General features: G+C 68.4%; 20 protein-coding genes. 10 read left to right on the top strand and 10 right to left on the bottom strand.

Translation table 11 applies throughout. From position 1 onward, the window contains the following. Positions 1-3: 3 nt before the first annotated feature. Entirely contained in the window at positions 4-1,773 is a 1,770-nt protein-coding gene (locus ABKF58_RS06495) for an autotransporter assembly complex protein TamA (protein WP_482583882.1), read from the bottom strand. Positions 1,774-1,930: 157 nt separating this feature from the next. Between ABKF58_RS06495 and ABKF58_RS06490 the strand changes: the two genes are divergently transcribed. Continuing rightward, on the top strand, positions 1,931-2,134 hold the full coding sequence (locus tag ABKF58_RS06490; RefSeq protein ID WP_008952072.1) for a DUF3079 domain-containing protein: 204 nt from the start codon (positions 1,931-1,933) through the stop codon (positions 2,132-2,134). Positions 2,135-2,564: 430 nt separating this feature from the next. Here the strand turns inward: ABKF58_RS06490 and lpdA are convergent, their stop codons facing one another. The 8 genes from lpdA to ABKF58_RS06450 all read right to left on the bottom strand — a co-directional run bounded on the left by lpdA (position 2,565) and on the right by ABKF58_RS06450 (position 13,582). Next, positions 2,565-4,346, bottom strand: a complete 1,782-nt coding sequence (lpdA, locus tag ABKF58_RS06485; RefSeq protein WP_482583881.1) for a dihydrolipoyl dehydrogenase — start codon at positions 4,344-4,346, stop codon at positions 2,565-2,567. Between the two features lie 198 nt (positions 4,347-4,544). Then, complete coding sequence (aceF, locus tag ABKF58_RS06480; RefSeq protein ID WP_482583880.1) at positions 4,545-6,164, bottom strand: dihydrolipoyllysine-residue acetyltransferase; 1,620 nt, start codon at positions 6,162-6,164, stop codon at positions 4,545-4,547. A gap of 100 nt (positions 6,165-6,264) precedes the next feature. Continuing rightward, entirely contained in the window at positions 6,265-8,931 is a 2,667-nt protein-coding gene (gene aceE / locus ABKF58_RS06475) for a pyruvate dehydrogenase (acetyl-transferring), homodimeric type (protein ID WP_014088669.1), read from the bottom strand. 295 nt (positions 8,932-9,226) lie between these two features. Next, positions 9,227-10,666, bottom strand: coding sequence for a M48 family metallopeptidase (locus ABKF58_RS06470; protein WP_482583879.1), 1,440 nt, complete (start codon positions 10,664-10,666; stop codon positions 9,227-9,229). A 56-nt stretch (positions 10,667-10,722) separates the two neighbouring features. Further along, positions 10,723-12,393 carry a SulP family inorganic anion transporter gene (locus ABKF58_RS06465; RefSeq protein ID WP_482583878.1) on the bottom strand — a complete coding sequence of 557 codons (1,671 nt, stop codon included), beginning with the start codon at positions 12,391-12,393 and terminating at the stop codon, positions 10,723-10,725. Continuing rightward, positions 12,390-12,806 carry a DUF6691 family protein gene (locus tag ABKF58_RS06460; protein ID WP_014088672.1) on the bottom strand — a complete coding sequence of 139 codons (417 nt, stop codon included), beginning with the start codon at positions 12,804-12,806 and terminating at the stop codon, positions 12,390-12,392. Before ABKF58_RS06460 ends, ABKF58_RS06465 begins: the two co-directional genes overlap by 4 nt. A 9-nt stretch (positions 12,807-12,815) precedes the next feature. Then, positions 12,816-13,244 carry a YeeE/YedE family protein gene (locus ABKF58_RS06455; protein WP_482583877.1) on the bottom strand — a complete coding sequence of 143 codons (429 nt, stop codon included), beginning with the start codon at positions 13,242-13,244 and terminating at the stop codon, positions 12,816-12,818. Then, complete coding sequence (locus tag ABKF58_RS06450; RefSeq protein WP_008952064.1) at positions 13,241-13,582, bottom strand: ArsR/SmtB family transcription factor; 342 nt, start codon at positions 13,580-13,582, stop codon at positions 13,241-13,243. Before ABKF58_RS06450 ends, ABKF58_RS06455 begins: the two co-directional genes overlap by 4 nt. A gap of 104 nt (positions 13,583-13,686) precedes the next feature. Between ABKF58_RS06450 and ABKF58_RS06445 the strand changes: the two genes are divergently transcribed. Then, positions 13,687-14,547: an MBL fold metallo-hydrolase gene (locus tag ABKF58_RS06445; RefSeq protein WP_482583876.1), complete on the top strand. Its 861-nt coding sequence runs from the start codon at positions 13,687-13,689 to the stop codon at positions 14,545-14,547. A gap of 203 nt (positions 14,548-14,750) precedes the next feature. On the opposite strand, the gene ABKF58_RS06440 is transcribed toward ABKF58_RS06445, so the two are convergent. After that, positions 14,751-15,260 carry a winged helix DNA-binding protein gene (locus tag ABKF58_RS06440; RefSeq protein ID WP_482583875.1) on the bottom strand — a complete coding sequence of 170 codons (510 nt, stop codon included), beginning with the start codon at positions 15,258-15,260 and terminating at the stop codon, positions 14,751-14,753. A 214-nt stretch (positions 15,261-15,474) separates the two neighbouring features. Here ABKF58_RS06440 and pxpB point away from each other — a divergent pair, with 214 nt between their 5' ends. From pxpB to accC, 8 genes are all read left to right on the top strand, one after another. Continuing rightward, positions 15,475-16,149, top strand: a complete 675-nt coding sequence (pxpB, locus tag ABKF58_RS06435; protein ID WP_482583874.1) for a 5-oxoprolinase subunit PxpB — start codon at positions 15,475-15,477, stop codon at positions 16,147-16,149. After that, on the top strand, positions 16,142-17,068 hold the full coding sequence (locus ABKF58_RS06430; RefSeq protein ID WP_482583873.1) for a 5-oxoprolinase subunit C family protein: 927 nt from the start codon (positions 16,142-16,144) through the stop codon (positions 17,066-17,068). The genes pxpB and ABKF58_RS06430 overlap by 8 nt, the downstream gene beginning before the upstream one ends. Beyond that, positions 17,058-17,798, top strand: a complete 741-nt coding sequence (gene pxpA, locus ABKF58_RS06425; RefSeq protein ID WP_482583872.1) for a 5-oxoprolinase subunit PxpA — start codon at positions 17,058-17,060, stop codon at positions 17,796-17,798. Before ABKF58_RS06430 ends, pxpA begins: the two co-directional genes overlap by 11 nt. Before the next feature lie 102 nt (positions 17,799-17,900). Next, complete coding sequence (locus ABKF58_RS06420) at positions 17,901-18,698, top strand: putative hydro-lyase (RefSeq protein WP_014088679.1); 798 nt, start codon at positions 17,901-17,903, stop codon at positions 18,696-18,698. Between the two features lie 34 nt (positions 18,699-18,732). Further along, the gene (locus ABKF58_RS06415) at positions 18,733-19,959 is read left to right on the top strand and encodes an MFS transporter (protein WP_482583871.1); all 1,227 of its coding nucleotides are present in this window, start codon (positions 18,733-18,735) and stop codon (positions 19,957-19,959) included. Between the two features lie 65 nt (positions 19,960-20,024). Further along, complete coding sequence (gene accB, locus ABKF58_RS06410) at positions 20,025-20,471, top strand: acetyl-CoA carboxylase biotin carboxyl carrier protein (protein ID WP_482583870.1); 447 nt, start codon at positions 20,025-20,027, stop codon at positions 20,469-20,471. A gap of 20 nt (positions 20,472-20,491) precedes the next feature. Further along, entirely contained in the window at positions 20,492-20,623 is a 132-nt protein-coding gene (locus ABKF58_RS06405; RefSeq protein ID WP_482583869.1) for a hypothetical protein, read from the top strand. Then, complete coding sequence (gene accC, locus ABKF58_RS06400) at positions 20,613-21,965, top strand: acetyl-CoA carboxylase biotin carboxylase subunit (RefSeq protein ID WP_294865661.1); 1,353 nt, start codon at positions 20,613-20,615, stop codon at positions 21,963-21,965. Before ABKF58_RS06405 ends, accC begins: the two co-directional genes overlap by 11 nt. Positions 21,966-21,968: the final 3 nt, after the last annotated feature.

Here is a 21,968-nt window from a genome sequence, read left to right as displayed (position 1 = left end):
GTATCAGAAGGCCAGCCCCAGGCTCAGGTACCAGCGGATGCCGCCATCTTGCTGCGCCTTGGCGATATCCAGCGCCAGCGGCGCCACCGGGCTCATCCAGCGCAGGCCGACGCCGTTGCTGTGCTGCAGCGAAAAGTCCTGCCAGCGGTCGGCGGCGTTGCCGGCGTCGTGGAACAGCGCCACGGACCAGTCGCGACTGACCGGGATCTGATATTCCAGGCTGCCCACCGCCATCACCCGCCCACCCAGCACCGAGCCATCCGGACCGGGCAGGCCCAGGGCGAGGTAGTCGTAGCCGCGCACGCTGGTGGCGCCGCCGGTGCGGAACAGGCGCGAGGTCGGCACGCGCTCGGGGTTGTTGCTGAACACTTCGCCCAGCTCCAGTCGGCTGATCAGCGTGCCCCACTCCTTGCGCGGGGTCCAGTAATGCACCAGCTTGCCGTAGCCGCGCACGAAGGCGGCGCTCGACAGCGTATCGCCCAGCGTGGAAGAGAGCTGCAGGTCGATCAGCGTGCCGGCGCGCGGACGGCGCACGTCGTCGAGCTGGCGCCGCGTCCAGCCGTAGCTCACCAGCAGCGCCTTGTTGTCGCGGTTCAGCACGTCGGCCACGCTTTCCTGCTCCAGCAGGTACTCCAGGCCGATGCGCGATTCAATCGCGCCGTTGCTGCGGATGCGCCACAGCCCGCCCTCCAGCGCATCGGTCTTCACCCCCTGCACGTCGCTGTGCTTGAAGGCGGCGTTGACGCTGTGCGAGTAGCCGTCGGACTGGCGCGGAAAGCTCAGGCCGAACTTGAGCGCCTGCTCGCTGGGCTTGTGCTCCAGCAGCACCGAGCCGATGTAGCCGCGCTGGAACAGGTTGTAGTGGTCGTAGCCGATGCGCGCGCCGAGTCCCTCGTCGGCCTCGTAGGTCAGGCCCAGCGTCAGCTTCTGGCGCGGTAGCTCCTCCACCGCCACGTCCACCGGCACGCGGCCGTCGGCGACGCGGCTCATGTCGGTGCTCACCACCACGCTGGAAAAGTACGGCGACTGCTCCAGCGCCGACTGGTAATCGAGCAGTCCCTGCAGGGTGTACGGGGTGCCGGGGCGGAAACGCGCCATGCCGGTGACCACGTCCTCGGGGTAGCGCTTGAGGCCGCTCACGGCGATGGCGCCGAACGCCACCGGCGCACCGCTGTCGAGCTCCACCGTGAGGGTGGCGCGGTGCGTCGCCGGATCGACGTCGGCACGGCTGGTGGCGATCCTGGCCAGCGGGTAGCCGTCGACCTGCAACTGGCGCAACAGCACGCGCTTGCCGCTGTCCCACTCGGCCTGGCGGAAGCGCGCCGCGGTCGGCAGCGGCCACAGCTCGAGCGCGCGCGCCAGCCGCCGCGGGTAGTCTTCGGCCAACCTCACCGGTCCGGCGAGACGCAGCGTGACGTCGTCGATCAGCACCGGCTCGCCCGGTTCCACCACCAGGCGGTAGCGGCGCGGCGTGTGGCTGTCCTCGTCGAGACGCACCTTGGCGGAGAAGTAGCCCTCGGTCTCCAGCAAGGCCTGCGCCTGCCCCGGCGCCTCGCGCCGCAGCGTCTCGAGCTGCGCCTCGTCCATCTCCGGCTCGTTCTGGCCGGCCACGAAATCGAGGTGCTCGCGCAGCAAGACCGCAATCTCGTCCGGCGCGTCGATCGCCACGCTGTAGGGCAGCGCCGCCCAGGCCGGCGCGGCGCCAGCGAGCACGGCGGCCAGCAGCATGGCGCGCGCCAGCGCGGCCAGACGGAGGGGGTGGGTGAACGTCATGAGCCTCATGGTAAAGAAAGCCCGCGCAAGGGGCGAGCCCCGGCGGCGCGTCGATGGCGGGAGACCCTGTCCCAGGTCAAGGAATAACACGAAACAGGATGCGAAAATGGCGACACCGCCCCAACGGCGGCCGCCCCTTCAGTGTAGGTAGCTCATCATGGCAAAAAAGTTTCCCTTGCATCCCGCGCACCCCGAGCGCATCTGCTGGGGCTGCGACAAGTATTGCTCGGTCGACGAGTTGCGCTGCGGCAACGGCTCCGACCGCACCCAGCACCCGATCGAGCTGTTCGGCCCCGGCTGGGCCGAACCGGAGAGCGACAGCAACGACTTCACGGCGACCACGCCGCCCGCCGCGCCCTAGCCCGGTCATCCAAGGCTTCTCCGCCGCATGGCGGCGCTGGCCGTGGCCGGCAACACCGCCTGGCCGCGCGCAAAGACACGCTGGGACCAAGGCCGGCACACCGCAGGTCAGCTCAGCTCCGCCGCACCGTCGCGCCCTCCTGACGTTCGCCACCAGCCGCCCTGCTGGCGGTCGCACCCGCGGGCCCTCTCCCGGCACGCCACCGAGCCCGGCGGGTTCTGGCCAACGGTACACGCCACCAAAGCTAAAGGCGCTGTCGGCGTGACCTGTTGCGTCTTCCGTAACGCCCGTGCTTTCAGGCTATCTGCCGAAACCCAAGAGCGGCGTGGGTGTGCCGTGTACGCCGAGCGATTCTCACCCCCTCATTCCGACAGGACCAAAACAAAAGCGGCGGGATGGCCCGCCGCTTTGTCTTTTGCTGCCGCTACGCTTACTTCTTGCGCTGCGGCGGCAGGTCGGTACACGTGCCGTGCGCCACTTCGGCAGCCATGCCGATGCTCTCGCCCAGGGTGGGGTGAGCGTGGATGGTCTTGCCGATGTCGGTGGCGTCGCAGCCCATTTCGATCGCCAGGCAGATTTCGCCCAGCATGTCGCCGGCGTGGGTGCCGACGATGGCGCCGCCGATCACCTGATGCGTCTCGGCGTCGAAGATCAGCTTGGTGAAGCCTTCGTCACGGCCGTTGGCGATGGCGCGGCCGGAGGCGGCCCACGGGAATACCGACTTCTCGATCTTGATGCCGTCGCGCTTGGCGATTTCCTCGGTCACGCCGACCCAGGCCACTTCCGGATCGGTGTAGGCCACACCCGGAATCACGCGGGCGTCGAAGTAGGATTTGCCGCCGGCGCAGTTCTCGGCCGCCACGTGCGCCTCGTGCACCGCCTTGTGCGCCAGCATCGGCTGGCCGACGATGTCGCCGATGGCGTAGATGTGCGGCACGTTGGTGCGCTGCTGCTTGTCGACCTCGATGAAGCCGCGATCGGTCACGGCGACACCGGCGTTCTCGGCCGCGATCAGCTTGCCGTTCGGCGCGCGCCCGGCGGCCACCAGCACCAGGTCGTAGCGCTGCGGCTCGGCCGGGGCCTTGGCGCCTTCAAACGTCACGTAGATGCCGTCTTCCTTGGCCTCGACCGCCACGGTCTTGGTGCTGGTCATGATGTTGTCGAAGCGGTGGGCGTTCATCTTCTCCCACACCTTGACCAGGTCGCGGTCGGCACCCTGCATCAGGCCGTCCAGCATTTCCACCACGTCCAGGCGCGCGCCCAGCGTGGAGTACACCGTGCCCATTTCCAGGCCGATGATGCCGCCGCCGATGATCAGCATCTTCTTCGGCACGGCCTTCAGTTCCAGCGCGCCGGTGGAATCGACGATGCGCGGGTCCTGCGGGATGAACGGCAGGTTCACCACGCGGCTGCCGGCGGCGATGATGGCGTTCTTGAACTTGATGGTCTGCTTGGCACCGGTCTTGGCCTGGCCCGCGCCTTCGGTGGTTTCCACCTGCAGGTGATGCGGGTCGAGGAAGCTGCCGACGCCGCGCACCACTTGCACCTTGCGCGCCTTGGCCATGCCGGCGAGGCCGCCGGTGAGCTTGCCGATGACCTTTTCCTTGTAGCCGCGCAGCATGTCGATGTCGATTTCCGGCTCGGCGAACTTGATGCCGTTGGCCGCCAGGTGCTTCACTTCATCGATCACCGCCGCGTTGTGCAGCAAGGCTTTCGATGGGATGCAGCCGACGTTGAGGCAGACGCCACCCAGGGTGGCGTAGCGCTCCACCAGCACCACGTTGAGGCCGAGGTCGGCGGCGCGGAAGGCGGCGGAGTAGCCCCCCGGGCCGGCGCCCAGCACCAGCACGTCGCATTCGATGTCGGCACCGCCGGCGTGGCTGGCAGCCTGCGGCGCGGCGACCGGTGCGGCAGCTTGCGGCGCGGCAGCGGCCGGAGCCGGTGCGGCCTTCGGCGCTTCGGCCGCGGCGCCCACCGCCTCGACGATAGCGATCACGTCGCCTTCGCTGATCTTGCCACCGACGGCGACCTTCAGCTCGACGATCTTGCCGGCGTGGCTGGCCGGCACTTCCATGGTGGCCTTGTCGGTTTCCAGCGTGATCAGCGAGTCTTCCACCGCGACCACGTCGCCGGCCTTGACGAACACCTCGATGATGTCCACGTTGCTGTGGCCGCCGATGTCCGGGACTTTCAGTTCGATCAGATTGCTCATGGAGTTTCTATCCCTAAGCGTGGAATGAGGAATGTGGGATGGGCCCGCCGGTGCGGCGTCCCATCGTCATGTGAACCAGGGAGCTGGCGAAGAAATCGTTGCGAGCCGCCCAGGGCGGGGTCGCGGGGCCCGGCCGTACAACGGTACGGCGGGCATCCGGGACGCGGCTTGGGCGGCGCGGTCGATTTGTCCGCGAACTCAGAGGATCAGACGGCGCACGTCGGACAGCAGCTTGCCCAGGTGCACGGTGAAGCGCGCCGCGGCGGCGCCGTCGATCACGCGGTGATCGAACGACAGGCTCAGCGGGCACATCAGGCGCGGCGCGAAGTCCTTGCCGTTCCACACCGGCTTGATCTGGCTCTTGCAGACGCCGAGGATGGCCACTTCCGGCGCGTTGACGATCGGCGTGAAGCCGGTGCCGCCGATACCACCCAGACTGGAGATGGTGAAGGTGGCGCCCTGCATGTCGGTGGGCTTGAGCTTGCCTTCGCGTGCCAGCAGCGACAGATCGGTCAGTTCCTTGGCGATCTGCTTGATGCCCTTCTGATCGACGTTCTTGATCACCGGGACCACCAGGCCGTTCGGCGTGTCGGCGGCGAAGCCGATGTGGTAGTACTGCTTGAGCACCAGGTTGTCGCCGTCGAGCGAGCTGTTGAAGGTCGGGAAGGCCTTCAGCGCCTCGGCGGCGGCCTTGATGATGAAGGCCAGCGGGCTGATCTTCAGGCCGGACTTTTCCCATTCCTTGCCGATGGTCTTGCGGAAGTCTTCCAGCTCGGTGATGTCGCACTCGTCGTTGAACGTCACGTGCGGGATCATCACCCAGTTGCGGGAGAGGTTGGCGCCGGAGATCTTCTGGATGCGGCTCAGCGGCTTGGTTTCGATCGGGCCGAACTTGGCGAAATCGACCTTCGGCCACGGCAGCAGGTCGAGACCCGTGCCGCTGCCGCCCGCGGCCGGGGCGGCGGCCGGCGGGGCGCTCAGCACGCCCTTGACGTAGGCCTTGATGTCGGCCTCGACGATGCGGCCCTTGCGGCCGGAGCCCTGGACCTTGCCCAGGTCGACGCCCAGTTCGCGCGCGAAGCGGCGTGCCGACGGACCGGCGTGCGCCTTGCTGAAGGCGGCCTCGTCGATCTTGGCGCTGGCGGCCGGTGCCACGGCGGCGGCCACCGGAGCCGGAGCCGGAGCCGGGGCGGCGGCAACCGGGGCGGCAGCGGCAGCCGGAGCCGCCGCCACGTTGGCCGAAGCCGCGCCTTCCACCACCACGATCAGGTCGCCCTGGCTGACCTTGTCACCTACCTTGACCTTCACTTCCAGCACCTTGCCGGCGGCGGTGGCCGGCACTTCCATGGTGGCCTTGTCGGTTTCCAGCGTGATCAGCGAATCGTCGATGGCGATCACGTCGCCCGGCTTCACCGTCACCTCGATGACGTCGACGCCGGCGTGGCCGCCGATGTCCGGCACGGCGATCTCGACACGGCCGGTGGCAGCCGCGGCCGCGGCGGGGGCGGCGGCGGCTACCGGAGCGGGAGCCGCGGCTGGCGCCGGAGCGGCGGCCGGGGCTGCAACGGCGGCGGCGCCGGCGGCTTCCACCAGCGCGATCACGCTGCCTTCGCTGACCTTGTCGCCCACCTTGACCAGCACCTGCTTGACGACGCCGGCGGCGCTCGCCGGGACTTCCATGGTGGCCTTGTCGGTTTCCAGCGTGATCAGCGAGTCGTCCAGCGCCACGGTGGCGCCGGGCTGGATGAACAGTTCGATGACGTCGACGTTATCGTGGCCGCCGATGTCGGGTACTTTCAATTCGATGAGATTGCTCATGGTTGCTTTCTCAAGTGCGGCGGGACGTCAGCACGACGCCCCGCGTCGATACGGTACGCGGAGCAGGGGAGAGCACTGCCCTCCCCGCGCATTCCCCCGGTTACACCTTCCAGGAAGGCTGCTTGTCGGCTTTCAGGCCGTACTTGGCGATCGCCTCGGCCACCTTGTCGGCGCCGATCTTGCCCTCGTCGGCCAGCGCCTTGAGCGCGGCGACGGCGACGTAGTAGCGGTTCACCTCGAAGAACTCGCGCAGCTTCTGGCGGCTGTCCGAGCGGCCGAAGCCGTCGGTGCCGAGCACCACGTAGCGGCCCGGCACGTATTCGCGCACCTGGTCGGCGTAGTTGCGGATGTAGTCGGTGGCGGCGATGGTCGGGCCGTCGAAACCTTCCAGCACCTCGGTGACATATGGCTTCTTGGCCGCTTCGGTCGGGTGCAGCAGGTTCCAGCGGGCGGCTTCCATGCCCTCGCGGCGCAGTTGGTTGAACGAGGTGGCGCTGAAGATGTCGGAGCCGATGCCGAAATCGTTGGCCAGCAGGTCGGCCGCGGCGATCACTTCGTTGAAGATGGTGCCCGAGCCCATCAGCTTGACGCGCAGCGCGCCGTCGCCGACCGACTTGAACTTGTACAGGCCCTTCAGGATGCCCGCTTCGGCGCCGGCCGGCATGTCCGGATGCGCGTAGTTCTCGTTCATCACCGTCAGGTAATAGAACACGTCCTGCTGCTCGACGTACATGCGGCGCATGCCGTCCTGCACGATCACCGCCACTTCGTAGGCGAAGGTCGGATCGTAGGTCACGCAGTTCGGGATCAGGCCGGCCTGGATGTGGCTGTGGCCGTCTTCGTGCTGCAGGCCCTCGCCGTTCAGCGTGGTGCGTCCGGCGGTGCCGCCCAAGAGGAAGCCACGGGCGCGCAGGTCACCGGCGGCCCAGGCCAGGTCGCCTACGCGCTGGAAGCCGAACATCGAGTAGTAGATGTAGAACGGGATCATCGGCACGCCGTGGTTGGCGTACGAGGTGGCGGCGGCGATCCAGGAGCTCATCGCGCCCGGCTCGTTGATGCCTTCCTGCAGGATCTGGCCTTCCTTCGATTCCTTGTAGAACATCAGCTGGTCGTGGTCCTGCGGCACGTAGTTCTGGCCCCAGGTGTTCCAGATGCCGAGCTGGCGGAACATGCCTTCCATACCGAAGGTACGCGATTCGTCCGGCACGATCGGCACGATGTGCTTGCCGATCTGCTTGTCCTTGACCAGGGTGCCCAGCATGCGCACGAAGGCCATGGTGGTGGAGAACTCGCGGCCGCCGGAGTCCTTCAGCAGGGCGTCGAAGGCGGACAGTTCCGGAATCGCCATCGGCTCCTTCACCGGATTACGCGCCGGCAGGTAGCCGCCCAGCGCCTTGCGGCGGGCGTGCAGGTACTGCATTTCGGCACTGTCGTCGGCCGGCTTGTAGAACGGCACGCTTTCCAGCTGTTCGTCGCTGAGCGGGATGCCGTAGATGTCGCGGAAACGGCGGATGGAGTCCATGTCCATCTTCTTGGTCTGGTGCGCGGTGTTCTGCGCCTCGCCCGAGTGCCCCATGCCCTCGCCCTTGATGGTCTTGGCGAGGATCACGGTCGGCTTGCCGTTGGTGTTGTTGCAGGCGTCGTGGTAGGCGGCGTACACCTTGCGCGGGTCGTGGCCGCCACGGTTCAGCGCCCAGACCTCGTCGTCGGTCATGTCGGCGACCAGCTCCAGCAGTTCCGGGTACTTGCCGAAGAAGTACTGGCGCACGTAGGCGCCATCCTTCGACTTGAAGGTCTGGTAGTCGCCGTCCACGCATTCCATCATGCGTTTCTTCAGCAGGCCGGTCTTGTCCTTGGCCAGCAGGGCGTCCCACTTGGAACCCCAGATCACCTTGATCACGTTCCAGCCGGCACCCTGGAATTCGCCTTCCAGTTCCTGGATGATCTTGCCGTTGCCTCGCACCGGGCCGTCCAGACGCTGCAGGTTGCAGTTGATCACGAACACCAGGTTGTCGAGGCCTTCACGCGCGGCCACACCCATGGCGCCCAGCGATTCCGGCTCGTCCATCTCGCCGTCGCCACAGAACACCCAGATCTTGCGGTTCTTGGTGTTGGCCAGACCGCGGTCGTCCAGGTACTTCATGAAGCGCGCCTGGTAGATGGCCATCAGCGGGCCCAGGCCCATCGACACGGTCGGGAACTGCCAGAAGGTCGGCATCAGCCACGGGTGCGGGTAGGAGGACAGGCCATGGCCGTCCACTTCCTGGCGGAAGTTGAGCATCTGGTCTTCGGACAGGCGGCCTTCCAGGAAGGCGCGCGAGTAGATGCCCGGTGCCGAGTGGCCCTGCACGTACACCAAGTCGCCGCCGTGGCCGTCGCTCGGGGCGTGCCAGAAATGGTTGAAGCCGGTTTCGTACAGCGTGGAGGCGGACTGGAACGAGGCGATGTGGCCGCCCAGGCCCATGTCGTTGCCCTTGTTGGCCTTGACCACGGTGGCCAGCGCGTTCCAGCGCACGATGTTGCGCAGGCGCTCTTCCACGGCCGGGTCGCCGGCGAGCGGCGCCTGGCGGTCAAGGGATACGGTATTCACGTAGGGGGTGGTGGACCCCAGCGTCAGATCGACGCCACCGTCGCGGGAGCGTTCGACCAGATGCTCAAGCAGGTACTGGGCACGTTCGATACCTTCGTTTTCGAGTACCGATTGCAGTGCATCCAGCCACTCTTTCGTCTCCAACGGATCGATATCGTCAGGGAAGGTTGCAGCCATCTCTCATCCTCACATCTGGTTTTCTGGGTACCGGTCGGGACCGATCCCGCTGTGTCGTCACCCGGCTCAGGAATGAATCGACTTCGCCGGGGTTGGTTTGAAAATGAACATTAACAGAATCGAAATTTTCATTTTCGAACAGTTTGTTCATCAGTTTCGCAGTGTAAAGCTTGCCCTGTTCGGAAAGGAATAGGCAATCAGTGATTTCCTGCAAATTATGCGGATCGAGTTGAATTGCTGCGATGCACGATGTTGTTTTTTTGCGATTCCGGGCCGGCGGACGGCCGCGGCGGGCTCAACTGCGCGCCTGGCGGCGTTCTTCCTTGAGCCGGTTCTGCAGTTCGCGGATGCGCGCCTCGATCGAGGAACGCAGGTAGAAATCGTCGCCCGGGGCCTGGCTGGCGTACTGGAATTGCTCCAGCGCCGCCTCGTAGCGCTGCTCGTAATAGAACGCCTGACCCAAGGCGGCGTGGTAGCGCAGCTTGTCCCGGTCGGCGTAGACGGCGGCCTGGCGCCGGTACAGCGCGGGTTCGGAGGGATAGCGGTTGAGTTCGCCGCGCAGCCGTGTCAGTGCAACCTCGCGCTGGCCGCTGTCGAGCAGGGTGTCGATCTCGCCGTAGCGCAGCGGGCCGTAGCCGGGGAAGGCCGCCAGGCCGCGCCGGTAGGCGTCCAGCGCCGCCGTCCAGTTGCGCTCGGCGCGCTCGATGGCGGCCTCCTGGCCGAACAGCAGCGGGCTGGCCGGCAGGCGCCGGCGCGCCTCGGCCAGCGCCTCGCGCGCCGGACCGGGCTGGGAGGCGGCGAGCCGCGCCAGCGACAGGCCGTACCACTGCGCGCCCTCGCTGAGGAACTGGCGGCTCTTCAGCCCGGCCTGGTAATAGCGCAGCGCCTCTTCACGCCCCAGCGTCGCCAGCCGCAGTTTCTCCCGCACCAGCAGGTAGGCGGTGCTGTCGGCGTGCATCCTGAGCGGAAAGGCCAGCGCGCGGTCCTGCGCTTCGCTGATGCGCTCGCCGGTGACCGGGTGCGAGCGCAGGAAGGCCAGCGCATTGTTGTCGTTGAAGCGGTTGCTCTGCTGCATGCGCTGGAAGAAAGACGGCATGGCGCGCGCGTCGAAGCCGGCGGCGGCGAGGTACTGCATGCCGAGGCGGTCGGCCTCGCGTTCGAAATCGCGCGTGTAGGCGAGCTCGCTCGACACCGACAGGCCGATGCCGGCGTTGATGGCGCCGAAGGCGGCGTCGGAGTTGCCGGCGCGCGAGGCCAGCACCCCGGCCAACAGCGCCGCCAGCAGCCACAGCTGGTTGGGCGCGCTGGCGGCCTTGAGGCGCGCCAGGTGGTGCTGGCTGGCGTGGGCGATCTCGTGCGCCAGCACCGAGGCCAGCTCGGCCTCGCTCTGCGTCGTCAGCACCAGCCCGGAGTGCACGCCGATGTAGCCGCCGGGCATGGCGAAGGCGTTGATGCTGCGGTCGTTGACGGCGAAGAACGAGAAGTTCAGATCCGGCGCCTGCGCCGCCTGGGCCAGGCGCCCGCCCAGTTCCTGCAGGTAGGCGGAGACGTCGGCGTCGTCCAGGGTTTCGCCGGATTCGCGCAGGCGGTTCATCACGTCGCGCCCGACCGCCGCTTCCTGGCTCGGGCTGAACGAGGCGGACGAGGCGTCGCCCAGCTCGGGCAGGTCGATCTGGGCGGAGACGGTGCCGGACAGGGCCAGGGCCAGCGCGGCGGCGGTGAGGACGGTTTTCATGTCCAGCCTATGATACCCATCGCCGGCGCAAAGTTGCAGCCGGCGTGCGCCGTGTTTCAGATATGAAAATCCGGTGCCGGCGCGTAGTGGCGCCAGGCCTGGTCGGTGGAGAGGAAGTGGCGCCCGGCGAAACGCTCGAGCAGGCCGGCCCGCGCCAGCACCGTGCCCACCGGTCCCTTGACCTCGGCCAGCGCCAGCGTCACGCCGCGTAGCGCCAGGCTGTCGTCGAGCCACTGCAGCATCGCCACGGCACTGGCGTCGAGGCGGTTGACCGCGCTCATGATCAGCACCAGCGTGCTCAGCTGCGGCCGCTCGGCGAGGCGGTCGAGCACGGTGTCGCGCACCAGCCGGGCGTTGCCGAAGTACAGGCTCTCGTCGACGCGCAGGAACAACACGCCGGGCAGCGTCTCGGTGGCAAAGCGCGTGACGTTGCGGTAGTGCTGGGTGCCCGGCAGCCGCCCCACCTCGGCCATGTGCGGCCGGCTGCTGCGCCACAGCCAGGCGCCCAGCGACACCAGCACCCCGGCGACGATGCCGCTCTCGACGCCGAGCAGCAGCACCAGCGCGAAGGTCAGCGCGAACGCCACGGCGTCGGCGCGGTCGGCGCGCCAGGCCTGGCGCAAGGCGCCAAAACCGATGCTGGGGTAGACCGCCACGACGATGGTGGCGGCCAGCACCGCGAGCGGCAGGCTGGACAGCGCGGCCCCGGCGAACAGCAGCACCAGCGCGATGCCGCCGGCGCTGATCCACGACGCCAGCGGACTGTGCGCCCCGGCGGCGGCGTTGACCAGCGAGCGGCTCAGGCCGCCGGTGACCGGAAAGCCGCCGAACAGTCCGGCGCCGAGGTTGCACACGCCGAGCGCGAGCAGTTCGCGGTCCGGCTCCACCCGCTCGTGGCGGGGTTCGGCCAACAGCTGCGCCACCGACAGGCTCTGCACGTAGTTGATCAGCGCCATGAAGAAGGCCGGCAGCATCAGCTCGGCAAGCCGCTCCCAGGGCAGCAGCGGCAGCGACAACGCGGGCAGCCCGGCGGGCACCGCGCCCACCACCGGCAGCCGCGTGGCCCAGCCTGCCTCGCGCACCGCCAGGATGCCCAGCAGCACCGCCAGCACCGGCGCGGCGCGCGCCAGCGCCGACGGCAGCAGGCGCCGTGCCCCGGCCAGCCACAGCAGGGCCAGCGCGCCCACACCCAGCGCCAACGGGTTGAAGCGTTGCCAGCCGTCCAGCACGGCCGCCAACAGCGCCGGCAGCGCGGCACCGCCGCCGTGCAGCCCGAGCAACGGCGCCAGTTGCGCCAGCACGATCAGCAGCGCCGAGGCCGAGGTAAACGCCGCCAGCACCGGCGTCGAGAGAAAATCGGCGAGGAAGCCGAGGCGCGCCGCCCCGAGCGCGACCAGCATCGCCCCGGACAACAGCGCCAGCCACACCGCCAGTGCCAGGTACTCCGTGCTGCCCGGCGCGGCCAGGCGCGACAGCGTCGCCGCCGCCAGCAGCGAGGTCAGCGCCATCGGCCCGACCGATTGCGCGTGGCTCCGGCCGATCAGGCCGTACAGCAGCAAGGGCGGCAGGCTGGCGTAAAGCCCGGCCTCGGCCGGCAGCCCGGCCACCAGCGCGTAGGCGAGGCCCTGCGGCACCAGCAGCAGCGCCACCACCACCCCGGCCACGGCGTCGCCGGGCAGCCAGGCGCGGCGGTAATGGCGCAGCCAGCCGGGCAGCCAGGCCGTCATGCCCGCTTGTGTTGCAGCAGGCGGAACAGCTCCATGCCGGCCAGCATCGCCGAGACGAACACCAGCGCCGGCCCCGACAGCGTCCCCAGCAACACCAGCGCCGGGCCCGGGCACAGCCCGGCCAGGCCCCAGCCGATGCCGAACAGCAGGCTGCCCAGCACCAGGCGCGGCGTGATCTCGCGCGTGCCCGGCAGGTGCAAAGGCTCACCCAGCCAGCTCTTCTTGCGCTGGCCGGCCAGCCGGAACGGCAGGAAGGCCGCGCCGATGGCTCCCGCCATCACCAGCGCCAGGCTCGGGTCCCAGGCGCCGGCCAGATCGAGGAAGCCCTGCACCTTGGCCGGATTGGCCATGCCCGAGATGATCAGGCCGAGACCGAAGACCAGTCCGGCCAGCAATGCCGATAGTGTTTTCATGTCTCCCCCTCAGACCAGAACGTGGCGCAGCACATACACCGTGACGAAGCCCGCCGCCATGAAGCTCAGCGTGGCCACCAGCGAGCGCGGGCTCAGCCGCGCCAGCCCGCACACGCCGTGGCCGCTGGTGCAGCCCGAGGCGTAGCGCGTGCCGACTCCGACCAGCAGCCCGGCCAGCGCCAGCTGCGGCCACGCGGCCGTGACGTTGGCCGAAGGCAGGCCGCCCGCCAGCACGCGGTAGAGCAGCGGCGCCAGCACCAGCCCGGCGATGAAGGCGGCGCGCGGGCGCCAGTCGGCGGCGCGGTCCACCAGACCGCCCAGCAGGCCGCTGATGCCGGCGATGCGGCCGTTGGCGAGCACCAGCCAGCTCGCCGCCAGGCCGATCAGCACGCCGCCGGCGAGCGACGCCAGTGGGGTGAAATGATTCCAGTCGATCATGCCGTCTCCTCCTCGGTCGAATCCGCCGCCGGCGCCGTGGCGTCGCCGCAGAACAGCGCGTGCAGCGCGTCCAGCAGCACCATCGCCTCGTTGCTGGCGATGCGGTAATAGATCCACTTGCCCTCGCGCCGGGTGGCCACCAACCCCTCATTGCGCAGCACGCCGAGCTGCTGCGACAGCGTGGGCTGGCGGATGCCGGTGAGGCGCTCCAGTTCCGACACCGTCTTCTCGCCGTCCACCAGCTGGCACAGCAGCAGCAGCCGGTCCTCGTTGGCCAGGCTGCGCAGCAGCGCCGAGGCCTTGCCGGCGTTTTCACGCAGTAGCGATAAATCCATCATCCATACTCTCTTTAATGAGACTTGCGGTTGATTTCATTATATTGATTTATATATCGTTAATCAATATAGTGTTGGTCAACACCACTCCTGTCACGAGGTAGACCATGTCCGCCCAGATCGAAGCGTTCTACGACCCCGCCACGCACACCATTTCCTACGTGGTGTACGACCAGCCCGGCGGCCACGCCGCCATCATCGACCCGGTGCTCGACTACGACGCCAAGGCCGGGCGCACCGGCACCGTGTCGGCCGGGCGTATCCGCGAGTTCGTGACGGCGCACGGCCTGAGCGTCGACTGGATCCTGGAAACCCACGCCCACGCCGACCACCTCTCCGCCGCCGCGCTGTTGCGCGACACGCTGGGCGGGCGCATCGCCATCGGCGCCGGCATTCCCGCGGTGCAGCGCATCTTCAAGGATATTTTTCATCTGGGAGAGGAGTTCCGCACTGACGGCAGCCAGTTCGACGTGCTGCTGCACGACGACGAGCGCTTCATGATCGGCACGCTGGAGGCGCGCGCGCTGTTCGTGCCCGGCCACACCCCGGCCGACGTCGCCTACCAGATCGGCGACGCGGTGTTCGTCGGCGACACCCTGTTCATGCCCGACGTCGGCTCGGCGCGCTGCGATTTTCCCGGCGGCGACGCCGCCACCCTGTACCGCTCGGTGCGGCGCCTGCTCGACCTGCCGGGCGAGACGCGGCTGTTCATGTGCCACGACTACCCGCCCGAGGGGCGCGCGCCGCGCTGGGAAACCACCGTGGCCGAGCAGCGCGCACACAACATCCACCTGCACGGCGGCATCGGCGAGGCCGACTTCGTCGCCATGCGCGAGGCGCGCGACGCCACGCTGGAGATGCCGGTGCTGATCCTGCCCTCGGTGCAGGTCAATATCCGCGCCGGCCAGTTGCCGCCGGCCGAATCCGACGGCTACGCGTACCTGAAGATTCCGCTCAACCGGCTGTAAACGCCACAGACTAGGAAAAACGCCCCCCCCCCAGCCTGGTTCAGTAGGCGAGCGAGCCAAAACAGGTTGAGCGCCGCCAGCGCACAGGAACCGGAATGGTCACGGAGTACATGAGGATTCCTGATAGCTGGGCGAATTGAAAATTCGCACGCAGTACTGCCGGCGCTCAAGACGTGAAGGCGCAGCCACCTAATGAATCGGGCTCACAACGAGGCGCCGGCGCGCGAGGCCTGATCGTACAAGCCTGACAGCACGCGCAACAGCTCGGCGGTCTCGCCGATGTCGGCGTTCGGCGTGCCGCTTTCCACCAGCGCGTCGATCAGGCACTGCTCGCGTACTTCGCGGTAGCGCTCGCACAAGGCCCTGCCGGCCTCGGTAGTGGAGAAGAACACCTCCTTGCCGCTCTTCTCGCTCTCCACGTAGCCCATCCGCACCAGTTTCTTCAGCGCGTACGACACCACGTGCGTGTCCTCGATGTTCAGCACGAAGCAGATGTCCGCCAGCTTCTTCTTGCGGCCACGGTGGTTGACGTGGTGGATCAGCGACACCTCCAGCGCCGTCATGTCCTTTTCGCCTGCCGCTGTCATGCAGCGCACCATCCAGCGGTTGAAGGCGTTGTTGACCACGATCAGGCCGAACTCGAACTCGGACAGCTCGACGCTGCGCTCGGACACCAGGAGGGAAGATGAAACGATGTTCAGATGCGTGCTCATGGACGGTGGCCCATAGGGATAAGGCCGCCAGTATAGCAAGCCCGCCCTTCCCTGCCGCCGTCAGCGCACCCGCACGATTACAGAAACACAACACTTCATCGCCACATCAAATACAAATTATCGATAATTTATTGACGTCATGGCGGCAAATTTTTATGTTCTCACCAACAACACTGACAACGACCCCGGCACCACCGCCGGGGCATGACTGCAAATGGAGAACGCCTTGAAGCCAGGAGAAGCCCGCTTCTACCTGCTGGGGGAGCGCGCGGCCGTGCTGGCTGTCGACGCCCCGGCCGAACTCGCCTGCCAGCGCCGCATCTGGTGGCTGGCGAACCAGCTGCGTGGCCGCACCGAGCTCACCGACGTCGTGCCGGGCATGAACAACCTGACCGTGGTGTTCGACCCACTGGCCGCCGACGGCACGACCGTACTGGCCGAACTCGAGCAGCTCTGGAGCGGGGCCGACGAGGCCAGCTTCACCCCGCGCGAAGTGCTCATCCCGGTACGCTACGGCGGCGTCGCCGGCCCCGACCTGGACGACGTCGCGCGCCACACCGGGCTCAGCCCGGACGAAGTCATCGCCCGCCACAGCGGCGCCGACTACATCGTGTTCTTCCTCGGCTTCCAGCCCGGCTTCGCCTATCTCGGCGGCCTGCCCGAGGCGCTCGCCACACCGCGCCGCGCCGAGCCGCGCCTGGCGGTACCGGCGGGCTCGGTCGCCATCGGCGGCAGCCAGACCGGCATCTACCCCGCCGCCGCCCCCGGCGGCTGGCATCTCATCGGCCGCACCGCGCTGGCCCTGTTCGACCCGCGGCGCGATCCGCCCACGCTGCTGCTGCCGGGCGACCGGGTACGCTTCACCCCGGAGGAGGCCCACCATGCTTGAGATTCTGCGTCCCGGCGTTCAAACCACGGTGCAGGACCTGGGGCGCCACGGCCTGCGCCACCTCGGCATCGGCCAGGGCGGCGCGCTCGACATGCCGGCACTGAGGATGGCCAACCGCCTGGTCGGCAATCCGGAAGGGGCGGCCGGGCTGGAAATCGTGCTCGGGCCGGTGCAGCTGCGCTTTTTGCGCGACGGCTGGCTGGCGCTCACCGGCGCCGACTTCGACGCCACGCTGGACGGCGCGCCGGTGTGGTGCGGCTGGCGCCAGGCGGTGCGCGCCGGACAGGTGCTGCAGCTGCGCGGCTGCCATCACGGCATGCGCGCCTACCTGGCGGTGGACGGCGGCATCGCCGTGCCCGAGGTGCTGGGGGCGCGCGCCACCGACCTCGCCGCCGGCTTCGGCGGCTTCGCGGGCCGCGCGCTGCAGGCCGGCGACCGCCTGCCGCAGGGCGAACCGGTGGCACTCGAAGGCCGGGCGGGCAGCCGCCCGCCGCAATGGACACCGGAAATCCGCGCCCTGCCCGGCCCGGAATACGACGAATTCTCCGCCGCCGCACAGGACACCTTCTGGACCAAGCCCTGGAGCGTCACGCCGCAGAGCAACCGCATGGGCTACCGCCTGGCCGGCCCGGCACTGGAACGCACGGCACGCCACGAACTGCTGTCGCACGGCGTGCTGCCCGGCGTGGTTCAGGTGCCGCCCGGCGGCCAGCCCATCGTGCTGCTGGCCGACGCCCAGACCAGCGGCGGCTACCCGCGCATCGCCACGGTGATCGAGGCCGACCTGTGGAAGCTGGCGCAGGCCCGCCCCGGCGCCGAGCTGCACTTCGTACCCACCACGTTGGCCGAAGCGCGCCACGCCCTGCGGCAGCAGCGCTATCACCTGAACCGTTTCAACTGGAGTGCCTATGGACATTGACCTGAACGCCGATCTCGGCGAGGGCTGCGGCGACGACGCGGCGATCCTGGATTGCGTCAGCTCGGCCAACATCGCCTGCGGCTGGCACGCCGGCGACGCCGCCACCATGCGCACCGCGGTGCAGGCCGCCAAGGCGCGCGGCGTGGCGGTGGGCGCGCACCCGAGCTTTCCCGACCGCGAGCACTTCGGCCGCCGCGCGATGCAGCTGCCGCCCGACACCGTCTACAGCGGCGTGCTGTACCAGATCGGCGCGCTGCAGGCGATCGCCCGCGGCGAAGGCGTGCGCCTGACCCACGTCAAGCCGCACGGCGCGCTATACAACCAGGCGGCGCGCGACCCGCAGCTGGCGGCGGCCATCGTGCGCGCGGTGCGGGCGGCCGACCCGGCGCTGGCCGTGGTCGGCCTCGCCGGCAGCGAGCTGGTGCGCCAGGCGCGCGGCACCGGGCTGCGCGCGCTGGACGAGGTGTTCGCCGACCGCGCCTACCAGGCGGACGGCAGCCTGGCGCCGCGCGGCACGCCCGGCGCGCTGATCGAGGACGAGGACGAGGCGTTGGCGCAGACGCTGCAGATGATTACCGAGGGCCGCGTCACCGCGCTCGACGGCAGCCGCGTCGCGCTGCATGCCGACACCGTCTGCCTGCACGGCGACGGCGCCCACGCCGTGGCCTTCGCCCGGCGGCTGCGGCGCGAGCTGCTGGCACGCGGCCTGACCCTGCGCGCGCCGGGCTGAAGCCTGTGCGCCCCGGGCGAGGTTGGCCGAAGCCCCCGCCCGGCACCGGATAACAAGAAAACGACAGGGCAAAAAGCCCGCTATCTACAACGGAGAAACCTGATGAGCATCACGCTTCAACCTGCGCGGCCCAGCGTGGCGGCACGTCTCGCCATCCGGCGCGGCGACCATCCCGGGCCGACCGCCGGCCTCGCGGCGGGCTACGTGCAAGCCAACCTGGCGATCCTGCCGGCCAGCCACGCCGACGACTTCCTGAAATTCTGCGTGCGCAATCCGCAATCCTGCCCCGTGCTGGCCGTGTCCGAGCCCGGCGACACCGCCCTGCCCGCGCTCGGTCAGGGTATCGACATCCGCCGCGACGTCCCGGGCTACCGGGTATTCCGCGACGGCGAGCTGATCGCCGAGCCGGACAACCTCGACGAGGTCTGGCGCGACGATCTGGTCACCTTCGCCATCGGCTGCTCGTTCTCCTTCGAAGAGGCGCTGCTTGCCAACGGCGTGCCGGTGCGCCACATCGAGCAGGGCTGCAACGTGCCGATGTACCGCACCACCATGCCGACCCAGCCCGCCGGCCCGTTCCACGGTCCGCTGGTGGTGTCGATGCGGCCGATGCTGCCGGCCCAGGCCATCCGCGCCATCCAGGTCACCTCGCGCTTCCCCGCCGTGCACGGCGCGCCGGTGCACCTGGGCGATCCGGCCCTGATCGGCATCGCCGACCTGGCCCGTCCCGACTACGGCGACGCAGTGGAGATCCGGGACCACGAGATCCCGGTGTTCTGGGCTTGCGGCGTCACCCCGCAGTCGGTCATCGCCGCCACCAAGCCACCGTTCTGCATCACCCATGCGCCCGGCAAGATGCTGATCACCGATCTGCTGAATGCCCACCTGGCCGCGCTGTGAGCGCCGGTTCTCGAGATTGAGAGGAATTGCAACGATGTGGCTGAAACATACCACCCCCACCGAGCGGATCACCCTGACCGCCTCGTTCGGCGGCTACGCCGTCGATGCCTTCGACTACATGATCTACACCATGCTGATCCCCACCCTGATGACGGCCTGGAGCATGAGCAAGGCCGAAGCCGGCCTGATCGCCACCGTCACGCTGTGGGCCTCGGCGCTCGGCGGCTGGGCCGCCGGCGTGCTGGCCGACCGCTACGGTCGGGTACGGGTACTGCAATGGACCGTGGTCTGGTTCTCGGTGTTCACCTTCCTGTGCGGTTTCTCCCAGACCCCGGGCCAGCTGATGGCGGCGCGCGCGCTGCAGGGCTTCGGCTTCGGCGGCGAATGGTCGGTGGGCTCGGTGCTGATCGCCGAAACCATCCGCTCGCACTACCGCGGCCGCGCCGTTGGGCTGGTGCAGAGCAGCTGGGCGATTGGCTGGGGCGCCGCCGCGCTGGCCTTCGCCTGGATCTACACCACGCTGTCGCCGGAACTGGCCTGGCGCGTGCTGTTCTGGATGGGCATCCTGCCGGCGCTCTTGATCATCTACATCCGCCGCAACCTGACCGAACCGGAGGTGTACCTGCACGCCAAACGGCAGGAGCGGGAAAGCAACGAGAAAACCTCGTTCCTGGCGATCTTCTCGCCGGACATCCTCAAGACCACGCTGTTGGCGAGCCTGCTGATCATGGGGATGCAAGGCGGCTACTACACCATCACCACCTGGCTGCCGACCTTCCTCAAGACCGAGCGCCAGCTCTCGGTACTGGGCACCGGCGGCTACCTGCTGGTGATCATCAGCGGCTCGTTCGCCGGCTACCTGACCAGCGCCTGGCTGTCCGACCACCTCGGCCGCAAGAAATGCTTCATGCTGTTCGCGCTGATGTCGCTGTTGATCGTCACCACCTACATGCAGATTCCCATCACCGACGCCCAGATGATGCTGCTCGGGTTCCCGCTGGGCTTCTTCGTGTCGGGCATCTTCAGCGGCGCCGGAGCCTTCCTCAGCGAGCTGTTCCCACACCAGCTGCGCGGCTCGGGCCAAGGCTTCTGTTACAACTTCGGGCGCGGCACCGGCTCGTTCTTCCCGGCCCTGGTCGGCATCCTCAGCGCCACCATGCCGCTCAGCAAAACCATCGGCATGCTGGCAGCCGCCGCCTACGGCCTGGTGATCGTCACCCTGCTGTTCCTGCCGGAAACCCGCGGCAAGGCGCTGCACTAGCCCACTCCCTTCACGGACCGGGCCCGCGCCCGGTCATGCCCCTTTTCCCGATCAGGACTCCATTGATGGAATTACGCAAGTTGAAACAGCTGATCCAGCTGGTGCAGGCCTCCGGCATCGCCGAGCTGGAGATCAGCGCAGGCAGCGAACAGATCCGCATCACCCGCACCGTCGCCGGCACGCCCACCGTCCCCGCCCAGCTGCTGCCGGCGCCGCTAGCGGCCGCTGCCCCGGCGAGTGCCACCGCCGCACCGGCCGCCGCCAGCCCTTCGGCCAACCCCAACACGGTGAAGTCGCCGATGGTGGGCAGCTTCTACCGCCGCCCCAGCCCGCAGGCCAGCGCCTTCGTCGAGGTCGGCCAGCCGGTCAAGGTCGGCGACACGCTGTGCATCATCGAGGCGATGAAGCTGATGAACGAGATCGAGGCCGACCGCGCCGGCGTGCTCAAGGCCATCCTGGTCGAAGAAGGCCAGCCGGTGGAATTCGGCGAACCGCTGTTCGTCATCGAATAGTCTAAGAAAGACGGTACGCCATGTTCGATCACATCCTCATCGCCAAGCGCGGCGACCAGCTGCCGCCAGGCGGCGCAGCGACGAAGTCACATCGCACCGTCGCGGTACGCGACGCGGGCGATCTCGCCACGGAGACCCGTCATGTTCGATAAGATCCTCATCGCCAATCGCGGCGAGATCGCCCTGCGCATCCAGCGCGCCTGCCGCGAAATGGGCATCAAGACCGTGGTGGTGCACTCCGAGGCCGATCGCGACGCCAAGTACGTCAAGCTCGCCGACGAGTCGGTCTGCATCGGCCCGGCGCCGTCGGCCAAGAGCTACCTCAACGTGCCGGCGCTGATCGCCGCCGCCGAAGTCACCGACGCCCAGGCCATCCACCCCGGCTACGGCTTCCTGTCGGAAAACGCCGACTTCGCCGAACGCGTCGAGCAGTCCGGCTTCGCCTTCATCGGCCCGCGTCCGGACACCATCCGCCTGATGGGCGACAAGGTCTCGGCCAAGGAATCGATGATCGCCGCCGGCGTGCCCTGCGTGCCCGGCTCGGACGGCGCGCTGCCGGACGACCCCGGCGCCATTGCCGCCACGGCGCGCCGCATCGGCTACCCGGTGATCATCAAGGCCGCTGGCGGCGGCGGCGGACGCGGCATGCGCGTGGTACACCAGGAACAAGACCTGCTGACCTCGGTCGAGACCACCCGCAGCGAGGCCGGCGCCGCCTTCGGCAACCCGACGGTGTACATGGAGAAGTTCCTCGAACAGCCGCGCCACATCGAAATCCAGGTGCTGGCCGACCAGCACGGCCACGCCATCTACCTCGGTGAGCGCGACTGCTCGATGCAGCGCCGCCACCAGAAGGTCATCGAGGAGGCGCCGGCCCCGGGTATCAGCGCCGAGCAGCGCCGACAGATCGGCGAGGCCTGCGCCGACGCCTGCCGCCGCATCGGCTACCGCGGCGCCGGCACCTTCGAATTCCTGTTCGAAAACGGCGAGTTCTACTTCATCGAGATGAACACCCGCGTCCAGGTCGAGCACCCTGTGACGGAAATGATCACCGGCATCGACATCGTGCAGGAGCAGATCCGCATTGCCGCGGGCGAGAAACTGCGTTACAAGCAGGCGGACGTCGTGCTCAAGGGACACGCCATGGAATGCCGCCTCAACGCCGAAGATCCGTTCACCTTCGTGCCGAGCCCGGGCCGCATCGAAAGCTACCACCCGGCCGGCGGCCCGGGCATCCGCATCGACTCGCACATCTACCAGGGCTGCACCGTGCCGCCGCACTACGACTCGATGGTCGGCAAGCTGATCGCCTACGGCGACAGCCGTGCCCAGGCGATGGCGCGCATGCGCGTGGCGCTGTCGGAACTGGCCATCGGCGGCATCAAGACCAACATCCCGCTGCATCAGCAGCTGTTCGCCGACCCCGGCTTCAGTCAGGGCGGGACCAGCATCCACTACCTGGAGCACTGGCTGGCCGCCCGCCGCCAACCCTAACCC

This window comes from Pseudogulbenkiania sp. AW2-16 (assembly GCF_056824575.1).
This window is presented reverse-complemented; position numbering and strand designations above follow the sequence as displayed.